The organism is Atlantibacter sp. RC6, from assembly GCF_014193285.1.
Taxonomy (GTDB): domain Bacteria; phylum Pseudomonadota; class Gammaproteobacteria; order Enterobacterales; family Enterobacteriaceae; genus Atlantibacter.
The window spans coordinates 83,890-105,006 of the sequence record NZ_JACHZE010000007.1 but is presented as its reverse complement, the minus strand read 5'-3'; the positions used below and the strand labels follow the sequence as shown (position 1 = coordinate 105,006).

20 protein-coding genes and 1 other RNA gene are annotated in these 21,117 nt (G+C 53.1%); 12 read left to right on the top strand and 9 right to left on the bottom strand.

All coding sequences use genetic code 11. From position 1 onward, the window contains the following. Positions 1-152 precede the first annotated feature (152 nt). Positions 153-491, top strand: a complete 339-nt coding sequence (glnK, locus tag FHW74_RS16055) for a P-II family nitrogen regulator (protein WP_183171383.1) — start codon at positions 153-155, stop codon at positions 489-491. Positions 492-519: 28 nt separating this feature from the next. Beyond that, positions 520-1,806, top strand: coding sequence for an ammonium transporter AmtB (gene amtB, locus FHW74_RS16050; protein WP_183171382.1), 1,287 nt, complete (start codon positions 520-522; stop codon positions 1,804-1,806). A 60-nt stretch (positions 1,807-1,866) separates the two neighbouring features. Here amtB and tesB read toward each other — a convergent pair whose 3' ends face one another. Next, complete coding sequence (tesB, locus tag FHW74_RS16045) at positions 1,867-2,727, bottom strand: acyl-CoA thioesterase II (protein ID WP_183171381.1); 861 nt, start codon at positions 2,725-2,727, stop codon at positions 1,867-1,869. Positions 2,728-3,025: 298 nt separating this feature from the next. On the opposite strand from tesB, the gene FHW74_RS16040 reads away from it, so the two are divergent. Next, a complete protein-coding gene (locus tag FHW74_RS16040; protein WP_183171380.1) occupies positions 3,026-3,598 on the top strand; it encodes a YbaY family lipoprotein in 573 nt (190 codons plus the stop codon). Between the two features lie 31 nt (positions 3,599-3,629). On the opposite strand, the gene FHW74_RS16035 is transcribed toward FHW74_RS16040, so the two are convergent. After that, positions 3,630-3,950, bottom strand: a complete 321-nt coding sequence (locus tag FHW74_RS16035) for an MGMT family protein (protein WP_183171479.1) — start codon at positions 3,948-3,950, stop codon at positions 3,630-3,632. Between the two features lie 160 nt (positions 3,951-4,110). Between FHW74_RS16035 and ffs the strand changes: the two genes are divergently transcribed. The 4 genes from ffs (at position 4,111) to FHW74_RS16015 (ending at position 5,419) form a co-directional block, all read left to right on the top strand. Continuing rightward, positions 4,111-4,207, top strand: an RNA gene (ffs, locus tag FHW74_RS16030) — signal recognition particle sRNA small type. 193 nt (positions 4,208-4,400) lie between these two features. Then, positions 4,401-4,652 carry a hypothetical protein gene (locus FHW74_RS16025; protein WP_183171379.1) on the top strand — a complete coding sequence of 84 codons (252 nt, stop codon included), beginning with the start codon at positions 4,401-4,403 and terminating at the stop codon, positions 4,650-4,652. Continuing rightward, positions 4,649-4,867, top strand: coding sequence for a hypothetical protein (locus FHW74_RS16020; protein ID WP_183171378.1), 219 nt, complete (start codon positions 4,649-4,651; stop codon positions 4,865-4,867). The genes FHW74_RS16025 and FHW74_RS16020 overlap by 4 nt, the downstream gene beginning before the upstream one ends. Positions 4,868-5,065: 198 nt before the next feature. Beyond that, positions 5,066-5,419, top strand: coding sequence for a DUF1428 domain-containing protein (locus FHW74_RS16015; RefSeq protein WP_183171377.1), 354 nt, complete (start codon positions 5,066-5,068; stop codon positions 5,417-5,419). A gap of 8 nt (positions 5,420-5,427) precedes the next feature. On the opposite strand, the gene FHW74_RS16010 is transcribed toward FHW74_RS16015, so the two are convergent. Then, positions 5,428-7,005, bottom strand: coding sequence for an EAL domain-containing protein (locus tag FHW74_RS16010; RefSeq protein ID WP_183171376.1), 1,578 nt, complete (start codon positions 7,003-7,005; stop codon positions 5,428-5,430). Positions 7,006-7,249: 244 nt separating this feature from the next. Here FHW74_RS16010 and FHW74_RS16005 point away from each other — a divergent pair, with 244 nt between their 5' ends. Further along, the gene (locus FHW74_RS16005) at positions 7,250-7,513 is read left to right on the top strand and encodes a type B 50S ribosomal protein L31 (RefSeq protein WP_183171375.1); all 264 of its coding nucleotides are present in this window, start codon (positions 7,250-7,252) and stop codon (positions 7,511-7,513) included. Continuing rightward, positions 7,514-7,654 carry a type B 50S ribosomal protein L36 gene (ykgO, locus tag FHW74_RS16000; RefSeq protein WP_125294096.1) on the top strand — a complete coding sequence of 47 codons (141 nt, stop codon included), beginning with the start codon at positions 7,514-7,516 and terminating at the stop codon, positions 7,652-7,654. Between the two features lie 36 nt (positions 7,655-7,690). On the opposite strand, the gene FHW74_RS15995 is transcribed toward ykgO, so the two are convergent. The 5 genes from FHW74_RS15995 to acrA all read right to left on the bottom strand — a co-directional run bounded on the left by FHW74_RS15995 (position 7,691) and on the right by acrA (position 13,948). After that, complete coding sequence (locus FHW74_RS15995; protein ID WP_183171374.1) at positions 7,691-8,161, bottom strand: YlaC family protein; 471 nt, start codon at positions 8,159-8,161, stop codon at positions 7,691-7,693. 325 nt (positions 8,162-8,486) lie between these two features. Beyond that, positions 8,487-8,705, bottom strand: a complete 219-nt coding sequence (locus FHW74_RS15990) for an HHA domain-containing protein (protein WP_183171373.1) — start codon at positions 8,703-8,705, stop codon at positions 8,487-8,489. Between the two features lie 28 nt (positions 8,706-8,733). Next, complete coding sequence (gene tomB, locus FHW74_RS15985) at positions 8,734-9,108, bottom strand: Hha toxicity modulator TomB (RefSeq protein ID WP_183171372.1); 375 nt, start codon at positions 9,106-9,108, stop codon at positions 8,734-8,736. Between the two features lie 471 nt (positions 9,109-9,579). Beyond that, the gene (gene acrB, locus FHW74_RS15980) at positions 9,580-12,729 is read right to left on the bottom strand and encodes a multidrug efflux RND transporter permease subunit AcrB (RefSeq protein WP_183171371.1); all 3,150 of its coding nucleotides are present in this window, start codon (positions 12,727-12,729) and stop codon (positions 9,580-9,582) included. Between the two features lie 22 nt (positions 12,730-12,751). Further along, entirely contained in the window at positions 12,752-13,948 is a 1,197-nt protein-coding gene (acrA, locus tag FHW74_RS15975) for a multidrug efflux RND transporter periplasmic adaptor subunit AcrA (RefSeq protein ID WP_183171370.1), read from the bottom strand. Positions 13,949-14,091: 143 nt separating this feature from the next. On the opposite strand from acrA, the gene acrR reads away from it, so the two are divergent. Both acrR and mscK read left to right on the top strand, forming a co-directional pair. Beyond that, positions 14,092-14,736, top strand: a complete 645-nt coding sequence (gene acrR, locus FHW74_RS15970) for a multidrug efflux transporter transcriptional repressor AcrR (RefSeq protein WP_183171369.1) — start codon at positions 14,092-14,094, stop codon at positions 14,734-14,736. A gap of 172 nt (positions 14,737-14,908) precedes the next feature. After that, positions 14,909-18,223, top strand: coding sequence for a mechanosensitive channel MscK (gene mscK, locus FHW74_RS15965; protein ID WP_255459932.1), 3,315 nt, complete (start codon positions 14,909-14,911; stop codon positions 18,221-18,223). 69 nt (positions 18,224-18,292) lie between these two features. Here the strand turns inward: mscK and hmpA are convergent, their stop codons facing one another. Further along, positions 18,293-19,483, bottom strand: coding sequence for an NO-inducible flavohemoprotein (gene hmpA, locus FHW74_RS15960; protein ID WP_183171367.1), 1,191 nt, complete (start codon positions 19,481-19,483; stop codon positions 18,293-18,295). Between the two features lie 324 nt (positions 19,484-19,807). Here hmpA and glyA point away from each other — a divergent pair, with 324 nt between their 5' ends. Then, entirely contained in the window at positions 19,808-21,061 is a 1,254-nt protein-coding gene (gene glyA, locus FHW74_RS15955) for a serine hydroxymethyltransferase (protein WP_183171366.1), read from the top strand. The last annotated feature ends 56 nt before the right edge of the window (positions 21,062-21,117 follow it).

Sequence of the window (21,117 nt, the reverse complement as noted above, 5' to 3'; positions counted from 1 at the left end):
CTGAATCCCGGTCACACTTTTATTTTCTGCCCTTCCTGTGATGAACCCCCGTCAAATGCCGTTCTCTGGCGCTTTTTAAAATCTGGCACGTCGTTTGCTTTAGTGGATATGTGCTCACTCAGGCTGCTACCCAATTCGACAGGAGGGGATTTATGAAACTGGTTACCGTGGTAATCAAACCATTCAAACTTGAAGACGTGCGCGAGGCGCTTTCTTCCATTGGTATTCAGGGGCTTACTGTCACTGAGGTAAAAGGCTTTGGGCGTCAGAAAGGGCATGCCGAGCTGTACCGCGGCGCGGAATACAGCGTCAATTTTCTGCCGAAAGTGAAAATCGATGTCGCCATTGCGGATGATCAACTCGACGAGGTGATCGAGGTGATCAGCAAGGCGGCCTGGACCGGAAAAATCGGCGACGGAAAAATCTTTGTTGCGGAACTGCAACGCGTCATTCGTATTCGTACCGGCGAAGCCGACGAAGCGGCACTGTAATCTGGCGAACCTGACAGGGTTGAAAATGATGAAAAAACTCACAATGAAATCGGCTCTTGCAGCTTGCGCGCTGTTACCAGGCCTGGCGATGGCCGCACCGGCGGTTGCCGATAAAGCCGATAACGCCTTTATGATGATTTGCACCGCACTGGTGCTTTTTATGACGATTCCCGGCCTGGCGCTGTTTTATGGCGGGCTGATCCGCTCTAAAAACGTGCTGTCGATGCTGACGCAAGTTTCTGTTTCTTTCGCCCTGGTTTGCGTACTGTGGGTGGTTTACGGCTACTCCCTCGCGTTCGGCACCGGCGGCTCTTTCTTCGGCAACTTCGACTGGCTGATGCTGAAAGGCATCGCGATCACCGACGTGATGGGCTCGTTTTATCAGTACATCCACGTGGCGTTCCAGGGCTCTTTTGCCTGTATCACCGTGGGGCTGATCGTTGGGGCGATTGCTGAACGTATTCGCTTCTCCGCCGTGGTGATTTTTGTGGTGGTGTGGCTGACTCTCTCTTACGTTCCGATTGCCCACATGGTGTGGGGCGGTGGTTTGCTGGGTACCCATGGCGCGCTGGACTTTGCGGGCGGTACGGTGGTACATATCAACGCCGCAGTTGCTGGCCTGGTGGGGGCTTATCTGGTGGGCAAACGTGTGGGCTTCGGCAAAGAAGCGTTCAAACCTCATAACCTGCCGATGGTGTTTACCGGTACGGCGATCCTTTACTTTGGCTGGTTCGGCTTTAACGCCGGTTCCGCCAGCGCGGCCAACGAAATTGCGGGCCTGGCGTTTGTTAACACTGTAGTGGCTACCGCTGCGGCGATTCTGGCCTGGGTGTTTGGCGAGTGGGCGGTACGTGGCAAACCTTCTCTGCTCGGCGCCTGTTCGGGTGCGATTGCCGGTCTGGTCGGCGTGACGCCTGCCTGTGGTTTCATCGGCGTCGGCGGCGCGTTAATCGTCGGGATCGCGGCGGGTCTGGCCGGTCTGTGGGGCGTGACCATGCTGAAACGCTGGTTGCGAGTAGATGATCCTTGTGACGTGTTCGGCGTGCATGGCGTATGCGGCATCGTAGGCTGCATCCTGACCGGTATCTTCGCCTCTACCTCTCTGGGCGGCGTAGGCTTTGCGGAAGGCGTGACCATGGGCCATCAGGTACTGGTACAGATCGAAAGCATCGCGGTGACCGTTGTGTGGTCTGGCGTAGTGGCTTTCGTGGCCTACAAACTGGCCGATCTGACTGTGGGTCTGCGCGTACCGGAAGATCAGGAGCGCGAAGGCCTCGACGTGAACAGCCACGGCGAGAACGCCTACAACTCGTAATCTTCAGGCAATAAAAAAGGGCAGGTTTCCGCGAGGAGCCTGCCCATTTTTTTTGCAAGATTAACTGCGCTTGCGCATCACGCCTTCCTGTACCGTCGAGGCCACAAGAATACCGTCCTGAGTATAAAACTCGCCGCGTACAAAGCCGCGCGCGCTGGACGCCGAGGTGCTCTCCACGCTGTAAAGCAGCCAGTCGTTGAGATCGAACGGGCGGTGGAACCACATGGAGTGGTCGATAGTCGCTACCTGCATGCCCGGCTCCAGGAAGCCGACGCCGTGCGGCTGGAGCGCCACTGGCAGGAAGTTAAAATCGGAGGCGTAGCCCAGCAGGTACTGATGCACACGTAAATCTGCGGGCAGGGCGCCATTCGCCCGGAACCACACCAGACGCGACGGCTCAGCCACATGGCCTTTCAGCGGGTTATGAAACTCAACCGGGCGGATCTCCAGCGGCTTGTCGCAAAGGAATTTTTCCCGCACCGGCGGCGGCAGGAAGTGTTCAAACTCACGGGCGATCTCGGTTTCCGATTTTAAGCTGTCCGGGCCCGGTGCGGCGGGCATGGTTTTTTGATGCTCAAACCCGGATTCGTGAGCCTGGAACGAAGCCGTCATATAAAAAATCGGTTTGCCGTTTTGAATGGCGGCAACGCGCCGGGCGCTGAAGCTGTTGCCATCGCGCAGCACTTCAACGTCGTAAATAATCGGTTTCTGGCTGTCGCCCGGGCGGAGGAAATAGCTGTGAAACGAGTGAACCAGTCGCTCTGAAGGCACCGTTTCTTTCGCCGCATACAGGGCCTGACCCACGACCTGACCGCCAAACACCTGACGTAGCCCGAGATCTTCGCTCTGCCCGCGAAACAGTCCTTCTTCAATTTTTTCCAGATTTAACAGTGCCAGTAAATTGCTAAGCGCCTGACTCATAAAGGATCCTCAACGGAGAAGAGATATTCAGTGATGCTTTATGGGCGTTACGCCGCGTAGTGCCAGAAATGCCGATAACGCGCGGTTAACGCTGCCATAAACGCTGAGTATAACGCAGTTTCATAACTGGTCAGAGGGGTTCAATTATCTGAATACTGGCCCGTTTTCAGGCGATTCCCGGCAGAGTGTGCCAGGCTTAGCACGATAGATGAGTTTTAACCACTCACTCTGGTGGAGCGTCAGGCCCGACCACCGGGTCTTTCATTTCGCTGGTGCATAGAAGATAAGGAGAACTTTAATGAAACTCGTGCACATGTTAAGTGGTTTAGCGGTTGCGGTTGCTCTTGCAGGTTGCGCACAGCAAAAGAGCGCGGATATTGCCGTGCCGGCACCAAGCCCCAATACCTCCGCTGTTAACGCTCAACCTGTAATTCAGCAGCCAAATGTTTCTGGTACGGTGTGGATCCGTCAGAAAGTGGCGCTTCCGCCGCAGTCCGTGCTGACCGTCACCCTGGCTGATGCCTCGATGGCTGATGCGCCATCCAAAGTGATTGCCCAGAAAGCGGTGCGTACCGAGGGTAAACAGCCGCCATACAGCTTCGTACTGCCGTTTGACCCGGCCCAAATCCAGCCAAACGCGCGTATCCTGCTGAGTGCCGCGATCACCGTGGATGATAAGATGATGTTTGTTACCGATACCGTGAAACCGGCGGTAAATCAGGGCGGGACCAAAATCGACCTGACGCTGGTGCCGGTAGAGGGCACCGCGATCCCGCTCTCTGAGAACGGCGGCGCAGCAACCACAGTCCCTTCGACTTCGCCCACTCAGGTCACTCCGTCATCTGCCGTTCCGGCACCGACAACTTATTAAGTCTATGATAACGCCTCTTCGGAGGCGTTTTTTACGGCCGATCGTAATCCCAGCGGTAGCGCGCCATATCGATATGCCCATCGCCGGAAACCATCACGCCTTCGCTGAGCAGCGCCTGCCGTTGACGCTGTAAATCCGGGCCGGTCAGTGAAATCGCGCCGTGGCGATTCACTACCCGATGCCAGGGAATGCGGCTGCCTTCCGGCAAACGTTTCAGGACGCCGCCCACCTGGCGCGCAGCGCGCGGCGAGCCTGCCAGCATCGCCACATCCCCATAAGTTGTGACGTGGCCTTCCGGAATGGAAGCGACGATGAGAAAAACGCGTTGAGGAAAACTGTCGTGGTTGTCCATATTGGCTCCGCTGCTCTTTGGGTTAAGCATAATCAACCCGCCGTGCCCGGAAAAGGCTTGATTGCGCAAGAAACCGGCATCCGGTCGCGGCTTGCTTGCATTTAACCAGGACAACAATGATAATGCCCTGCGCGTTGAAAAACGCTCTCAATGGGGGCTCTGTTGGTTCTCCCGCAACACTACTTTGTTTACCTGGTCAGGTCCGGAAGGAAGCAGCCAAAGCAGATGACGTGTGTGCCGGGATGTAGCTGGCAGGGCCCCCACCCATTTGTGCTGCCGATCTGTTCCCGCTTTCCTGCCACATCTTAATCCGCGTCACGTTTTATTATCTTGTTATTCACATGTCATAAATACGTCATTTTTTTGTCACATTAATTCTGCATTATTCTGCTACTCAATAATAAAGATGACTCCTGCCGCTTTATCATTAATTCGATTAAGGGATTTTCTATGAGCACCGCAGTTCTTAATGTCAAAATTAATAGCGAATTAAAAGAGCGTATTCGTCACTATGCCGAAGATAATAGCGAAACCTTATCTTCTGTAACCGAAAAACTGCTGCTTAACGCGCTGAATGCCCATGATAATGTTGACGTCGAAGAGCATGAGATCGACAGCCAGCATACCGAGGAAGCGCTAACGCCAGCGTTAACTGACAAAGAAATCAAAGCATTACGTAAACTGCTGAAGAAAAGAAAATGATTAAAGAAACGATCTGTAATGCAGAAAACTACTCTCAGGCCTGCGAGCTGTTACGTTCAGGACGGGTAAAACACGTACGTCTGGGATGGCAAATCGGCGGTGATGAATTCTTTAAAATCGCCTCCGACTGGTGTGATGCGGGCGCGAAAATTAAAAAACATGACGACTGTTTTGTTATTTCCGTGAAAGGCTTCCCGATCCCGCGTCAGGCTTAATCATTAACGACTCTCTATAATAATAAACCTGCAGGCGAGCGAAGGTTTGCTGTGTAGGTGCCTCTCTCCACTTCCCGTATCATGGACGGTACGTTATGACGAGCTGCCTGCTCGTCTTTTTGTTTTCCTCCGTTAAAAGCGCTTAGCCGCTACACTTATCTACGCACGATCAACGCTGCTCATGTGGAGGTAAGCGTTATGAACTATGTCGATGGTTTTGTGGTTGCTGTGCCCCGGGACAAAAAAGCGGCTTATCAGGCGCTGGCCGCCAAAGCGGCCCCGTTGTTCAGGGAGTTTGGCGCGTTACGCATTGTTGAGTGCTGGGCTGATGATGTTCCGGACGGAAAGCTCACCGATTTTCGGATGGCGGTAAAAGCCACCGATGACGAAGAGGTGGTGTTTAGCTGGATTGAATATCCCTCCAGAGAAGTACGCGATGCCGCCAACAAAAAAATGATGGAAGACCCGCGCATGAAAGCCTTCGGCGATGAAATGCCGTTTGACGGTAAACGAATGATCTACGGCGGTTTTGCGCCCATTCTGGATCAATAGCGGCTTCGCTACCGGGCAGCGCGGGCAACCGTGCTGCCACGGACTGTTTCGCACCAGGACTGCAATTCATTACCCGGTAGCGCCTTACTGTATAACCATCCCTGGCCATAATGGACGCCATGTTCACGCAGCCACTGGGCCTGACATTCGGTTTCGATCCCCTCGGCAACCATTTCCAGTTGAAGATGTTTTGCCATATCAATGATGTGGGGCGCAACAGCGTTATATTCCAGCGCATCCACAAAGGATTTGTCGATTTTTAGTACATCTACCGTCAGATTTTGCAGATAGCTCAGGCTTGAATATCCGGTACCAAAATCATCGATATAAATCGGGTGCCCGGCGTGGTGAAACTGCTCCACAATCGGCGCCGTGCGCTGCGGATCGGCAAACCCGCGCTCGGTGATCTCAAGGGCAATCTGCCGGGGGCTTACCTGATAGCGCTGGCAGCGCGCCGTCAGCAGCGCCAGAAGCGCGTTATCAGCGATATCTTCTGCGGCCAGATTAATCGAAATATGATAATCAGGATGCTGATGTAACCAGTCGCCCATCTCGCTAAACACCTTATCAATCACCAGACGGGTAATCTCGCTAATCAGTCCGGTCTGCTCTGCAAGTGGAATAAACACGTCCGGCCTGAGCAGGCTGCCATCTGCCTGAGGCCAACGGACCAGCGCTTCTGCGCCAACAAATTTATCGTCGCTGAGACGAATAATCGGCTGGTAACACACCGTAAATTCACGGGAATGAATGGCGTCCAGCAACCGGGCGCGCGGCGATTGCAGGCGCCTGAGGAGCCTCAGCATCAGCGCCGCCGCCAACAGGCTCACCAGAATGCCTACCGGCAGCCACAGCAACAGCTGTTGGTTACTGGCCGCCTTCATAGGATGACTGGATGCCCAAACCACCACGGCAAAATTTGACTGGGGGTTACGCAGCATCGAATACACGATCCCGGCCTCTTCGTAGCGCGTTAAATTGCCATCGCGCATGTGCTGCCAGACGGCTAAAGAGAGCGGGGCGCTGGACACCACTACCCGGTTACGCGTTAAGCCAATCACCGCAGAATCAATCGACCAACTGGCCAAAGGCAAAACATCGATAAATGAGCGGGGATCCAGCACGACCATGTGATCGCGGTGGCTCATGGCGATCATATAGTGGTTAATGCCAAGATCGTTACTGGGGGTAAACCAGAAGCGATAGCCTTCGCTATTGACCCTCTCGGGCGCGGGAAAGGGTGAGACATGACTTTCCTGTTCAAGTGAAGAACAAAGCGCCTGCGAACCTTTAACGAAGAGCACTTCCTGAACGAAGCGGTAGGTAAACGCCACGCGCCGCATTGCCTGCAAGTGGGCAGGATCGCAGGTCTGGCTGTCGATACGGTTGATATCTTTAAGGGCGGTTTTGGACTCGTCAATCACGACGCTGGCAAGCTGATTAATGCGTTGGGTGTAAGAGGCCAGTTCATGATGAAACCGCTGTTCCGCCTGGTAACGGGCCAGCCAGATACTCAGCAAAATGGGCAACAACACCGCCATAACCAGCGTGCCTGTTACCAGGCTGACCATGCGTCTTGATGTCAATTTGCGTTCCTTTAATGAGCAGGTATTTATCTTGTTTCACGTGTCTGGCGAGATTAGCGGCGAGCCACTTTTTTTTCGATAGTCATTATGAATGATGACGCTATTTCAGAAACAGGCCATGTGCACATTATCGTTTCGCTGACTCAGGAAATGCGCCGCGATGCGCACAAATGATAATCGCTTGCAACGGCTGCCTTAACGCCGTAAGATTGTATTATGTTATAACGTAACAATTAAGGTGAGTATGAAAGCGAACATCCATCCCCATTACCGTACGGTGGTATTTCACGATACCAGCGCGGATGAATTTTTTATGGTGGGTTCAACCATTAAAACCGATCGTGAGATTGAGCGCGACGGGGTGGTCTACCCGTATGTGACGCTTGATGTGTCGTCAGCCTCCCATCCTTATTACACCGGGAAACAAAAAAGCTTTACGACAGAGGGCAGCGCAGCGCGCTTCCAGCAACGTTTTGGCCGTTTTTTCAAGAATAATAAGGAGCAGTAAATGCAGGTGTTGAATTCGTTAAAAAGCGCGAAGCAGCGTCACCCTGACTGCCAGATCGTCAAGCGTAAGGGCCGTCTGTATGTCATCTGCAAATCGAATCCGCGTTTTAAGGCCGTGCAGGGCGGGAAGAAGAAACGCTGAAACGCAAAGAGCCTGCATATTGCAGGCTCTTTCTATTCAGGAAGCTTTAGCACCCTTATCGAGTGAAAACACATCATAAAATGACAGATTGCCTTTACGGCTAACCATCGCATTAAGCTGCGATTTTTTATCCGGCTCTACGCGTGGCGAGCGAAGGATGGCATCGATTAACGACGCCGGCACGTATCGGGTGTTGTACCACTCCCCGTTGTAGCAAACGCGTAAATCCAGCACGTCGATGTCTTCGTATTTATAGCGAGGATTGACGTCAAAAAAGAAAAAACCATTCATCAGCACAAACAGCACCACCAGTAACCACACGGAATCCGCCAGGGTTTCTGATTGCAGCATGACCACCAGCGTGGCGAACCAGCCGATGTACATAGCGATAAACAATCCCGGGTGATTGCGGATAAAACTGATGCTAAAACGCGGGCGATTATCGCGTTTTTCTTCACGATTTAATGTATCGATGGTTTCGGTGAGCAGGTGCTGTATTTCCGTCATTCTGAACCTACAAAATAGTAACGGGAAGGAGGACGACTGTATTGTAATCAGCTGCACGAACCATAAACAGTAACAGAAAGTCTCAGAAAAAGTATAACAGTTCGGTTTTTATTGACCGGCGTAACCGGGAGGAGGCAGACGCGGTTTTGTTCACTCATGACGGGTTCCCTTCGAGGCCACAAGTGAACAAAAATCATTGCAGCGGCATGCCGGGAATCATTCCCCTATGTCCTGCAGACGAGCTCGTGAAGTGGAGCGGTAACTAACCGTGCGTAATACCGGTTTTAGGACTTTATAGCTATATTACCAGGAAATATCCGGGTAATTAGCGGATAAATTTCCACACAGAAGACGGTATTTTATCGTAAAGCTTATTCATCGTCAGTTCAGCAAGACGGTGATCGGCAGCTGAATAAAATACCGCCAGTTCGTTATCTGATAATTCATATTTATTTTTTTCGATAACTCTCTCAAGCGTATCAATCGTCTGGCAGCGTCGAAGACGCATTAAATAATCAACTTTTGTTAAAGGTTTTTCTGACATAGTTTCACCGTAAGTGATTGTAATAGTTTTAAAAAGAAAGGCTCACTGGGTTGGCCTTGCTGACGTTAACAAAGCATTTGAACAAACGATTACCTGACTTGCGCCATTTCTGTAAATCTTGCGCGCTTATGCCGTAGTTGCTGAACAACATGAAGGTATCATCGAGGTACTCGTCAATCTGTTCGATCAATGCATTGTCTTCGTCATACTTAATTTTGTAATTAAGCGCAAAACTCGCAATATGCTCAATCAATTCATTTAACTGCAGGTTGATAGCTGACGTTGGATCGTTAACCCAACCATGATTGCTATCGCCCAGGGTAGTCAAACAGTCATGATAGAGATTTTCACAAAGGAATTTTAGCTGGGCTATATCATGCCGTTTTGGTGAGTATTCGTCCATAACGCATCCCCCTTTTTAGCGAAAAAATTTTCAGAAACTTAGCACGACAGGGGCAACACTCTCAGATGAATGGGGATTCAGCACACGGGTTTCAAGCTTATTTAACTATAAATCACTCCTGACGGTTTTACCCTGCGCTATTACGAAAAATTACAATTAATGCACTTTGTTACATGCAGTACGGCACAGGTAATACTTTCAGGTGAGATTTTCACTGTGTGTTCATTATAGACTGAAAAAATAAAGATAAATAAAGCCGCGACCCGTTTTTAAATTTTACTTTAATTCCAGGAATATTCCTTAGCTTTTCGAGAAAAGCCAGGACTTATCTGATTAAATGAGCGAGTTATATGCCCTTATTCAACCTTGCTGTTTGTGCTTAACAATGCTAATGCCATCTTAATATGCCCCGCAAATGATGGTCTAAGCGGGATAAGATAATAAAAAGGCCGCTTGCGCGGCCTTAGTTTATCAGGAGTGCTTCACCGTATGGCTGTGTTCAATATCTTCGTTTTTACGGTTAAAACGTCGACGAACCACCACAAAGAACACCGGTACGAAGAAGATCGCCAGCACCGTTGCTGTAATCATCCCGCCCATTACACCGGTACCCACCGCGTTCTGCGCGCCGGAACCAGCGCCGGAGCTGATAACCAGCGGCATTACCCCAAGGATAAACGCCAGCGAGGTCATCAGGATTGGACGCAGACGCATACGCACCGCTTCCAGCGTCGCTTCAATCAGGCCTTTGCCTTCTTTATCCATCAGATCTTTGGCGAATTCCACAATCAATATTGCGTTCTTCGCCGACAAGCCAATGGTTGTCAGCAGGCCCACCTGGAAGTACACGTCGTTATTCAGGCCGCGGAACGTCGCTGCCAGCAGCGCGCCGATAACCCCCAGCGGTACAACCAGCATAACCGAGAACGGAATAGACCAGCTTTCATACAGCGCCGCCAGACACAGGAATACCACGATTAACGAGATGGCATACAGCGCAGGCGCCTGGTTGCCGGACAGCCGTTCCTGATAGGACATCCCCGTCCAGTCATAACCGATACCGGTAGGCAGCTTGCTGGCCAGCTCTTCCATCATGTTCATCGCTTCACCGGTACTCTTGCCCGGAACCGCCTGGCCAAGGATTTCCATGGATGGCAGGCCGTTATAGCGTTCCAGACGCGGCGAACCATACTCCCAGTGGGCGGTAGAGAAGGCCGAGAACGGCACCATTTGCCCCGAGGCATTACGCACGTACCAGTTATTGATATCTTCCGGCAGCATGCGGTATTGCGCTTCGGACATGACGTACACTTTCTTCACGCGGCCACGGTCGATAAAGTCATTCACATAGCTACCGCCCCAGGCAGCGCCCAGCGTGGTATTAATGTCGGAGATTGAGACGCCCAGCGCCTGCGCTTTCTCCTGATCGATATCGATTTTGTACTGTGGCGTATCTTCAAGGCCGTTAGGACGCACGCCCGCCAGCAGATCCGGATGCTTCGCCACTTCACCCAGCAGCTGGTTACGCGCCTGGGTCAGCTTTTCGTGGCCCAGGTTAGCCTGGTCGATCAGCTGGAAGTCAAAGCCGGTCGCCGTACCCAGTTCGACAATCGCCGGGAGGTTAAACGCAAACACCATCGCATCTTTAATCTGCGAGAAACGGGCCATGGCGCGGCCGGTGATCGCTTCCACTTTGTTTTCTTCGCCCGGACGTTCATCCCAGTTTTTCAGGGAGACGAACGCCAGACCGGTGTTCTGCCCACGACCGGAGAAGCCGAAGCCGTTTACGGTAAATACCGAATTAACGTTGGCTTTTTCCTTGGTCAGGTAGTAGTCGGTCACCTCATCCAGCACTTTCTGAGTACGTTCCTGGGTCGCGCCCGCAGGCAGTTGCGCCATGGTCAGGAACACGCCCTGGTCCTCGTCCGGCAGGAACGAGCTGGGCAGTTTGATGAACAGGAACGCCATGCCGCCGACAATCAGCAAATACAGCAGCAGGTAACGGCCCGTGCTGCGCAGGATGTTGCCTACGCTGTCGGTGTAGTGATGGGTGCTCTTATCGAACATCCGGTTAAACCAACCGAAGAAACCTTTTTTACCCTCGCCGTGGTCGCCTTTAGCGATCGGTTTCAGCATGGTGGCGCACAGGGCAGGGGTCAGGATCAACGCCACCAGCACTGACAGCACCATCGCGGATACGATCGTGATGGAGAACTGACGATAAATCGCACCGGTTGAACCGCCGAAGAACGCCATCGGGATAAACACCGCTGACAGCACCATGGCGATACCCACCAGCGCGCCCTGAATCTGGCCCATGGATTTACGCGTCGCTTCTTTTGGCGGCAAGCCCTCTTCCGCCATTACACGCTCAACGTTTTCTACCACCACGATGGCGTCATCCACCAGCAGGCCTATCGCCAGCACCATACCGAACATCGTCAGGGTGTTTATCGAGTACCCGAATACGGCAAGGATGGCGAAGGTCCCCAACAGAACCACCGGTACCGCAATGGTCGGGATCAGCGTCGCGCGGAAGTTCTGCAGGAACAGATACATGACCAGGAACACCAGCACGATAGCTTCAATCAGCGTTTTCACTACCTCGTTAATGGAGATCTTAACGAACGGGGTCGTGTCGTACGGGTAAACCACTTCCAGACCATGTGGGAAGAACGGCTTCATCTTCTCAATGGTTTGACGCACCGCCGCAGCGGTATCCAGCGCGTTAGCGCCGGTTGCCAGTTTGATCCCCAGGCCGGATGCCGGCTGGCCGTTATAACGGGCAATCACGTCATAGCTTTCGCCGCCCAGCTCCACCTTAGCGACATCACTGAGGCGAACCTGAGAACCATCCTGATTCACTTTCAGCAGGATCTTGCTGAACTCTTCCGCCGACGTCAGACGAGTCTGCGCGATGATTGAGGCGTTCAACTGCTGGCCTTTCACCGGCGGCGTACCACCGAGCTGGCCTGCCGCAACCTGGGCGTTCTGCGCTTTGATTGCATTGATAACGTCAACCGGCGTGAGCTGGAAGTTAGTCAGTTTATTCGGGTCCATCCAGATACGCATCGCATACTGCGCACCGAACAGCTGCACGTCGCCTACGCCGGTGGTACGGCTGATCGGATCTTTCACCGTCGCGCCCACGTAATCGGCAATATCTTCCTGGGTCATTGAACCGTCGGTGGAAATCATCCCGACAACCATCAGGAAGCTGCTTGACGATTTCTCAACGCTCACGCCTTGCTGTTGCACTTCTTGCGGCAGCAATGGCATCGCCAGTTGCAGTTTGTTCTGCACCTGAACCTGGGCGATATCGGCATCCGTACCGGAATCGAAGGTAATGGTGATTTGCACCGAACCCGACGAGTCGCTGGTAGAGGACATATACAGCAGGTTATCGATACCGTTCATGTTCTGTTCGATAACCTGCGTTACCGTATCCTGTACGGTTTTCGCATCGGCGCCCGGATACATGGCGGTGATCTGGATAGCCGGCGGCGCGATCGTGGGATACTGCGCCACAGGCAGTTTCATGATCGCAAGGCCCCCCGCCAGCATAATAATGATGGCGATTACCCACGCGAAAATTGGGCGATCGATAAAAAACTTAGCCATGTCTTAACGGCTCCTGTTTAAGTTAAGACTTCGGTTGTTCTGGCGCGGCATTGGCTGCGGTGGATTGTTTATCCGCATCCGCCGTAACTTCTTGTGCTTTAACCTGGGCGCCAGGACGAACTTTTTGCAAACCGGTAATAATCACGCGATCGCCTGTTTTAAGACCGTCAGTCACCAGCCACTTATCCCCGATAGCCTGGGTTGCGGTGATTTGACGCACTTCGACTTTATCGCCTTCGCCTACGACCATCGCAGACGCGTCGCCGCGCGGCGTACGGGTTACCCCCTGTTGCGGCACCAGAATCGCGTTAGGATTCACACCTTCTTCCAGTCGCGCACGCACGAACATGCCCGGCAGTAAGGTGTGGTTCGGGTTAGGGAACAGCGCGCGTAAGGTAATCGAACCGGTGGTTTGATCGACGGTCACGTCAGAGAACTCCAGCGTGCCTTCCTGATCGAACTTAATTCCGTCCGAGGTCACCAGTTGGACTTTCGCTTTACCGTTTTCCTGTTTCAGCGCGCCGCTGGCCAGCTCCTGCTTCAAGCGCAGGAAGTCATTACTGGACTGGGTGACATCCACATAGATAGGGTCGAGCTGTTGTACGGTGGTCAGTGCGGTGGCCTGGCCGTTTTGCACCAGCGCGCCTTCGGTGACATTGGATTTACCAATGCGTCCGCTGATGGGGGAGGTGACTTTGGTGTAAGCGAGGTTGATACGCGCGGTTTCCACTGCGGCTTTCGCCGCGACGACAGATGCGTTAGCCTGCTGGGCAGTCGCCTGAGCGTCATCGTAATCCTGCTTACTGATGTAGTTTGTGCCGATCAGTTTTTGATAACGACGCAGCGTGACCTGCGCGATATTGGCGCTGGCCTGGGCGCGCGCCAGATCGCCTTTGGCGCTCTCATAAGAGGCCTGGTAGGTCGCTGGATCAATCTGATAAAGGGAGACACCCGCTTCGATATCACTACCTTCCACAAAATTACGCTTCAGAATAATACCGCTCACCTGAGGACGAACTTCCGCCACGCGATACGCGCTGGTGCGGCCTGGAAGCTCGGTGGTGATCGGTAGAGGTTCGCTTTTCAGCGTGACCACGCCGACTTCCGGCGTGTGCTGCGCCTGCTGTTGCTGCTGTTTGTCGTCACATCCTGTAAGCGCTAAGCTGCCTGAGAGCATCAGAACGACCGCCAGAGGCGTTAACCCTCTGTTTTTGTTCATAGGTAAACCTCGAGTGTCCGATTTCAAAATTGATTAATGGATCAAACGTCCACAAACCCATTGCTGCGTTTAAATTATGGTCGTGATATGGTACATACATTCATAAATGTATGTAAATCTGACCCTTGTAAATTCACAAACATATGGCACGAAAAACCAAACAGCAGGCACTGGAAACACGAAACCACATTCTTGATGTGGCGATTCATTTGTTTTCCCGGCAGGGTGTTTCGGCCACGTCACTGGCAGATATTGCCCAGGCTGCTGGGGTTACGCGCGGCGCCATCTATTGGCACTTCAAAAACAAGTCCGATTTGTTTAGTGAAATCTGGGAGTTGTCAGAGTCCAGTATTGGGGATCTTGAAACTGAGTATCAGGCAAAATATCCCGGCGATCCACTGTCAGTTTTAAGAGAGATCCTGGTTTACATTCTTGAAGCTACGGTTTCAGAGGAACGCCGCCGGTTGATGATGGAAATAATCTTTCACAAATGTGAGTTTGTTGGCGAAATGGCGGTCGTGCAACAGCTTCATCGTGAATATTGCCTGGCCAGCCATGAACGCATTGAACAGGCGTTAAGTAACTGTATGGCTGCCAGAATGCTCCCCGATACCCTGAATATACATCGCGCCACTATTTTGATGCGCAGTTATATCACCGGCTTAATGGAAAATTGGTTATTCGCCCCACAAACTTTCGATTTACAAGCCGAAGCGCGCGCCTTTGTGAACATCCTCCTTGAGATGTACCAGTTTTGCCCGACGCTCCAGAAACCATCGCTTTCTTAACATTCCCACACTATTGTCGGAATTCTCTTTATCCCCGCAGCCTTGCTATTCTGCGCCCGCGTCCCGTGGTATCCTGCGCTTCACGTAATATCCCCGATATATTCTCGGCCCTGTAATCACTCATTTAAAGACTATGCAGCACGATTTTCACTTTCGCAAAATAGCCGGCGTGATGACGCTGGTGTGGCTTCTCCTGGCTGGTTTTATGCTCTGCGCAGGCGTTGCGAACGCCGCGTCCAACGGCGAATTACCGGCGCGTGCTGAGATTCAGAGCCAACTGGATGCGCTGGGAAAACAAAAGTCCCTCTCGGCGCAAGATAAGCTGGTCCAGCAGGATCTCACCGAAACCCTGGAAACCCTCGACAAGATCGAGCGGGTGAAGCAGGAGACGACGCAACTGCGCCAGCGCGTCGCCCAGGCGCCGGAAAAAATGCGTCAGGCCACCGAGGCGTTGAACGCCCTGAGCACGCCTGAAAGTGACGACAGCCTGCGTCAAACCTTTAAGGCGATGTCGCTGCGCCAGTTAGAAGCGCGTACCGCGACGCTGGTGGACGATCTGCAATCCGCGCAAAACGACCTTTCGACCTTTAACAGCCAACTGGTCTCGCTGCAAACCCAACCGGAGCGGGTGCAAAACGCGATGTATACCGCCTCGCAGGAGTTGCAGCAGATCAGGAACCGTCTCAACGGCACCACGCCAGGCGAGGCGGCGCTACGTCCTTCCCAACAGACGTTGATGCTGGTACAGCAGGTATTACTGAACGCGCAGATCGATCAGCAGCGTAAGAGCCTGGAAGGGAACACCGCTTTACAGGATAGCCTGCAAAAACAGCGCGATTACACCACCGCTCATATTAATCAGCTTGAGCATCAGCTTCAGCTGTTGCAGGAAGCAGCGAATACCAAGCGCCTGTCGCTGACCGAAAAAACTGCCCAGGAAGCGGTGACGCCGGAGGACTCCTCCAGCTTGCAAAATAATCCGCTGGTTAAGCAGGAACTGGAAGTTAACCACCAGCTCAGCCAGCGGCTGATTTCCGCTACCGAAAACGGCAATGCGCTGGTGCAGCAGAACATCAAAGTTAAAAACTGGCTGGATCGCGCGCTGCAATCGGAGCGGAATCTAAAAGAGCAAATCTCAGTATTAAAAGGCAGTCTGCTGCTGTCACGGATCCTGTATCAGCAACAGCAAACGCTGCCGTCGGCGGATGAACTTGAGGATATGACCAACCGCATCGCCGACCTGCGTCTGGAGCAATTCGACCTGAACCAGCAGCGCGACGCGCTGTTCCAGAACGACACCTTTGTGGCGAAGCTGGAAGAGGGGCATCAGGGCGAAGTCAACGCTGAGGTTCATGACACGCTATTGCAACTGGTGGATATGCGCCGCGAACTGCTCGATCAGCTCAACAAGCAGCTCGGCACCCAGCTGATGATGGCGATCAACCTGCAAATCAATCAGCAGCAGTTGATGAGCGTCAGTAAAAATCTCGAACAGATGCTGACCCAGCAAATCTTCTGGGTGAACAGCAACCGCCCGATGGACTGGGACTGGATTAAGGCGTTCCCGGGCGCTGTCCATGATCAGGTTAAGACCATGAAGATCACGGTGAACTGGAAAAAAGCCTGGCCGTCGGTGGCCGTGGCGTTTCTTGCCGGTTTGCCGCTATTACTGATCGCCGGGCTGATCCGCTGGCGCTTTGGCTGGCTGAAGCAGTATCTGGCGAAACTGGCCTCCGAAGTCGGACAGTTGCGTAACGACAGCCAGTTGCATACCCCGAAAGCCATCCTGATTAACTTTATCCGCGCTTTACCGGTGTGTCTCATCATCCTGGCATGTGGGCTGATCCTGTTGTTTATGCAGATTAACATCAGCGATTTGCTGTGGGAGTTCAGTAAAAAACTCGCCATGTTCTGGCTGGTGTTCGGCGTGTGCTGGCGGGTACTGGAAAAAGACGGCATGGCGGTTAGCCATTTCAATATGCCGGCGCAGCTCACCAACCACTGGCGTCGCCAGATTGTGCGCGTAAGCCTGGCGCTATTGCCGCTGCTGTTCTGGTCAGTGATGGCGGAGCTGTCCCCGCTGAATCTGATGGATGACGTGCTGGGTCAGGCGATAATCTTCATCAACCTGCTGGTGATTGCCGCGCTGATTTGGCCAATGTGCCGGGAAAGCTGGCATGATAAAGAGTCGCATACCATGCGTCTGGTCACCATCACCGTACTGGCGATTGTGCCGATTATGCTGCTGGTGCTGACGGCGACAGGCTACTTCTATACCACGCTGCGCCTGGCAGGACGCTGGATTGATACCGTTTATCTGGTGATTATCTGGAACTTGCTGTACCAGACCGTGCTGCGCGGATTAAGCGTCGCGGCGCGCCGTATCGCCTATCGCCGCGCCATCGCCCGTCGCCAGAATCTGGTGAAAGAGGGCGCAGAGGGCGCCGAGCCGGTAGAAGAGCCGCCGCTGGGTCTCGATCAGGTTAACCAGCAGACGTTGCGTCTGACCATGCTCACTTTGTTCGCGCTGTTTGGCGTAGTGTTCTGGGCGATTTGGTCGGATTTGATCACCGTGTTCGCCTATCTCGACAGCGTGGTGTTATGGAATTACAACGGCACCGAAGCGGGTGCGGCGGTAATCAAGCACGTCACCATGGGCAGCCTGCTGTTCGCGCTGGCGGCCTTTGCGGTGGCCTGGGCGCTGATCCGCAACTTGCCCGGCCTGCTGGAAGTGCTGGTGCTGTCGCGTCTCAATATGCGCCAGGGCACCTCGTATGCCATCACGACAATCTTAAACTATGTGATTATCGGCGTCGGGGCGATGGTGGTCTTCGGTTCGCTCGGGGTTTCGTGGGACAAACTGCAATGGCTGGCGGCGGCGCTGTCGGTTGGTCTGGGCTTCGGTTTGCAGGAGATTTTCGGTAACTTTGTTTCCGGTATCATTATTCTGTTCGAACGCCCGGTGCGTATTGGCGATACCGTGACCATTGGCACCTTCTCGGGGACGGTCAGCAAAATCCGTATCCGCGCCACCACGATTACCGATTTTGACCGCAAAGAGGTGATCATTCCCAACAAGGCGTTCGTGACCGAGCGGCTGATTAACTGGTCATTGACCGATACCATCACCCGTGTGGTGATCCGTCTTGGCGTGGCTTATGGATCGGATCTGGATAAGGTGAAAGCGATCCTGCTGAAGGCGGCGATGGAGCATCCGAAAGTGATGCACGATCCGGAACCGTCGGTGTTCTTCACGACCTTCGGGCCGAGCACGCTGGATCATGAACTGCGTTTGTACGTTCGTGAACTGCGCGACCGTAGCTTCACCGTGGATGAACTGAACCGCACCATCGATCGTCTGTGTCGTGAAAACGACATCAATATCGCGTTCAACCAACTTGAAGTGCACCTGCATAACAAAAACGGCGAGCAGTTCACCGAAGTGAAGCGCGATCTGAATAACGGCGCGGCGCCGTCTGCGGCATAAAAAAGGTGAGGGCGCGCAACGCCCTCACCTGAGATGATCTTACAGGGGGATAGCTATCCCCCTTTTTTATTACAGAACCTTATGGGGACCGAAACATTCATAATGAATGTTTGCCGGGTCGATGCCCAGGCTGACCAGCTGTTTTGCTGCAAACTGCATAAAGGCTACCGGGCCGCACAGGAAAAATGTCATACCGGGTACTTTCAGCGCGCCTTCCTGCTTCAACAGATCCATCAACCCTTCGCTGTGGAAGCGACCGTTATCGCGATCAAGCTGTGACGGCACGCGATACCAGATATGGTAATCAAAATGCTTCAGCAATTTACCGTGTAACGCGATTTCATCCGCAAAGGCATGCACATCGCCGTTTTCAGCGGCATGCAGCCAGTTAACCTGTGCTTCATGATGGTTAGCGGCCAGATTATCCAGCATCGCTAACATTGGCGTTTGACCCACCCCCGCAGAGATCAACGTCACAGGGGTGGTCGGCGGCACGTCCATAAAGAAATCACCCGCCGGGGCCACCAGATGGATCACATCGCCTGGTTTGGCGTGGCTGTGCAGCCAGTTTGACACCAGCCCTTCGCCTTCGCGCTTCACCGCGATACGGTAGCTCTTGCCGTTGGGTTTACGGGTCAGGGAATACTGACGAATTTCCTGATGTTCAAAGTTTTCTGGTTTGATCCACACGCCCAGATACTGGCCAGGCTTGTAATCCGCCACCGGGCCGCCGTCTACCGGCGTAAATTCAAAACTGGTGATCAGCGCGCTTTGCTGTTTGATTTCTGTGATACGGAATGGACGGGTCCCTTCCCAACCGCCGGTTTTGCCCGCGTTTTCCTGATAAATTTCCGCTTCGCGGTTAATAAACACCTGAGCCAGCACGCCATAGGCTTTACCCCAGGCATCCAGCACTTCCTGGCCCGGGCTGAACATCTCATCCAGCGTCGCTAACAGATGGCTGCCGACGATATCGTACTGTTCAGGCTTGATATGGAAACTGGTGTGCTTCTGGGCGATTTTCTCCACTGCGGGCAGGAGCGCCGCCAGGTTCTCAATATTGGTGGCATAGGCGCAAATAGCGTTGAACAGCGCTTCACGCTGATCGCCGTTGCGCTGATTGCTCATATTAAAGATCTCTTTCAACTCCGGATTATGGGCAAACATCCGGTCATAAAAGTGGGCGGTGAGTTTCGGGCCGGTTGCTGCCAGTAGCGGAATAGTGGACTTCACAGTCGCGATAGTTTGAGCGTCTAACATCAGGGTGTTCCTTTGCAGGTGTCTATAATATGCATTTTTAATGCATCTTATAAATTTATCCCTGTGCTGTAAAGGGTCTCTGTTGAGGTTTTGTTATTGAGTGTTAATGAAAAACCTGCATCACGATCCTGAAAAGAATTCCGTCAGACGCGCCGTTTGTAAAAGGCGTTGAAGCCTTGTACTGCCTGAAGCCAATCGTTTGCGTAAAAACCTTTGTCAAGACCTATCTTCACACTGTTAATCGGTTTACACTGTTGCCCGTTGCCCAAAAAGGGCCCCTAATTGCCGTAAAAAGTTTACCGTTAGCTGAGTCAGGAGATGCGGATGTTAAAGCGTGAAATGAACATTGCCGATTATGATGCCGAACTGTGGCAGGCTATGGAGCAGGAGAAGGTTCGTCAGGAAGAGCATATTGAACTTATCGCCTCCGAAAACTACACCAGCCCGCGTGTTATGCAGGCTCAGGGTTCTCAGCTGACCAACAAATACGCTGAAGGTTATCCGGGCAAACGCTACTACGGCGGTTGCGAATATGTGGATATCGTTGAGCAACTGGCGATTGACCGCGCGAAAGAGCTGTTTGGCGCAGACTACGCCAACGTTCAGCCGCACTCCGGTTCCCAGGCTAACTTTGCGGTCTACACCGCGCTGCTGCAACCGGGCGATACCGTACTGGGTATGAACCTGGCGCAAGGCGGTCACCTGACTCACGGTTCCCCGGTTAACTTCTCCGGCAAGCTCTACAACATCATCCCTTACGGTATTGATGAGTCCGGTAAAATTGACTACGAAGACATGGCGAAGCAGGCCAAAGAACACAAACCGAAGATGATCATCGGCGGCTTCTCTGCTTACTCTGGTGTGGTTGACTGGGCTAAAATGCGTGAAATCGCAGACAGTATCGGCGCCTGGCTTTTCGTTGATATGGCGCACGTCGCGGGCCTGATTGCCGCAGGCGTGTACCCGAACCCGGTTCCCCATGCGCACGTTGTAACCACGACCACCCACAAAACTCTGGCAGGCCCACGCGGTGGCTTGATTCTGGCCAAAGGTGGCGACGAAGAGCTGTACAAAAAACTGAACTCTGCCGTATTCCCAAGCGCGCAGGGCGGCCCGCTGATGCACGTTATCGCGGCGAAAGCGGTAGCGCTGAAAGAGGCGATGGAGCCAGAGTTTAAAGTTTATCAGCAGCAGGTTGCCAAAAACGCCAAAGCGATGGTGGAAGTGTTCCTGAACCGTGGCTACAAAGTGGTGTCTGGCGGCACTGAAAACCACCTGTTCCTGCTGGACCTGGTTGACAAGAACCTGACCGGTAAAGAAGCTGACGCTGCCCTGGGCCGCGCCAACATCACCGTCAACAAAAACAGCGTACCGAACGATCCGAAGAGCCCGTTCGTGACTTCAGGCATCCGTATCGGTTCCCCGGCTATCACTCGTCGCGGCTTTAAAGAAGCGGAAGCGAAAGAGCTGGCTGGCTGGATGTGCGATGTGCTGGATAATATCAATGACGAAGCGACCATCGAACGCGTGAAGCAGAAAGTGCTGGATATCTGCGCCCGCTACCCGGTTTATGCATAATCGTTAAGCGTTAAGCGGTGAAAACCCTCGACCTGGTCGGGGGTTTTTTTATGGGT

What these genes read in the sequence shown, in the direction of transcription:
- glnK (WP_183171383.1), top strand. Translation starts at nt 153, where the DNA reads ATGAAACTGGTTACCGTGGTAATCAAACCATTCAAACTTGAAGACGTG.
- amtB (WP_183171382.1), top strand. Translation starts at nt 520, where the DNA reads ATGAAAAAACTCACAATGAAATCGGCTCTTGCAGCTTGCGCGCTGTTA.
- tesB (WP_183171381.1), bottom strand. Translation starts at nt 2,727, where the DNA reads ATGAGTCAGGCGCTTAGCAATTTACTGGCACTGTTAAATCTGGAAAAA.
- FHW74_RS16040 (WP_183171380.1), top strand. Translation starts at nt 3,026, where the DNA reads ATGAAACTCGTGCACATGTTAAGTGGTTTAGCGGTTGCGGTTGCTCTT.
- FHW74_RS16035 (WP_183171479.1), bottom strand. Translation starts at nt 3,950, where the DNA reads ATGGACAACCACGACAGTTTTCCTCAACGCGTTTTTCTCATCGTCGCT.
- FHW74_RS16025 (WP_183171379.1), top strand. Translation starts at nt 4,401, where the DNA reads ATGAGCACCGCAGTTCTTAATGTCAAAATTAATAGCGAATTAAAAGAG.
- FHW74_RS16020 (WP_183171378.1), top strand. Translation starts at nt 4,649, where the DNA reads ATGATTAAAGAAACGATCTGTAATGCAGAAAACTACTCTCAGGCCTGC.
- FHW74_RS16015 (WP_183171377.1), top strand. Translation starts at nt 5,066, where the DNA reads ATGAACTATGTCGATGGTTTTGTGGTTGCTGTGCCCCGGGACAAAAAA.
- FHW74_RS16005 (WP_183171375.1), top strand. Translation starts at nt 7,250, where the DNA reads ATGAAAGCGAACATCCATCCCCATTACCGTACGGTGGTATTTCACGAT.
- ykgO (WP_125294096.1), top strand. Translation starts at nt 7,514, where the DNA reads ATGCAGGTGTTGAATTCGTTAAAAAGCGCGAAGCAGCGTCACCCTGAC.
- FHW74_RS15995 (WP_183171374.1), bottom strand. Translation starts at nt 8,161, where the DNA reads ATGACGGAAATACAGCACCTGCTCACCGAAACCATCGATACATTAAAT.
- FHW74_RS15990 (WP_183171373.1), bottom strand. Translation starts at nt 8,705, where the DNA reads ATGTCAGAAAAACCTTTAACAAAAGTTGATTATTTAATGCGTCTTCGA.
- tomB (WP_183171372.1), bottom strand. Translation starts at nt 9,108, where the DNA reads ATGGACGAATACTCACCAAAACGGCATGATATAGCCCAGCTAAAATTC.
- acrB (WP_183171371.1), bottom strand. Translation starts at nt 12,729, where the DNA reads ATGGCTAAGTTTTTTATCGATCGCCCAATTTTCGCGTGGGTAATCGCC.
- acrA (WP_183171370.1), bottom strand. Translation starts at nt 13,948, where the DNA reads ATGAACAAAAACAGAGGGTTAACGCCTCTGGCGGTCGTTCTGATGCTC.
- acrR (WP_183171369.1), top strand. Translation starts at nt 14,092, where the DNA reads ATGGCACGAAAAACCAAACAGCAGGCACTGGAAACACGAAACCACATT.
- mscK (WP_255459932.1), top strand. Translation starts at nt 14,909, where the DNA reads ATGACGCTGGTGTGGCTTCTCCTGGCTGGTTTTATGCTCTGCGCAGGC.
- hmpA (WP_183171367.1), bottom strand. Translation starts at nt 19,483, where the DNA reads ATGTTAGACGCTCAAACTATCGCGACTGTGAAGTCCACTATTCCGCTA.
- glyA (WP_183171366.1), top strand. Translation starts at nt 19,808, where the DNA reads ATGTTAAAGCGTGAAATGAACATTGCCGATTATGATGCCGAACTGTGG.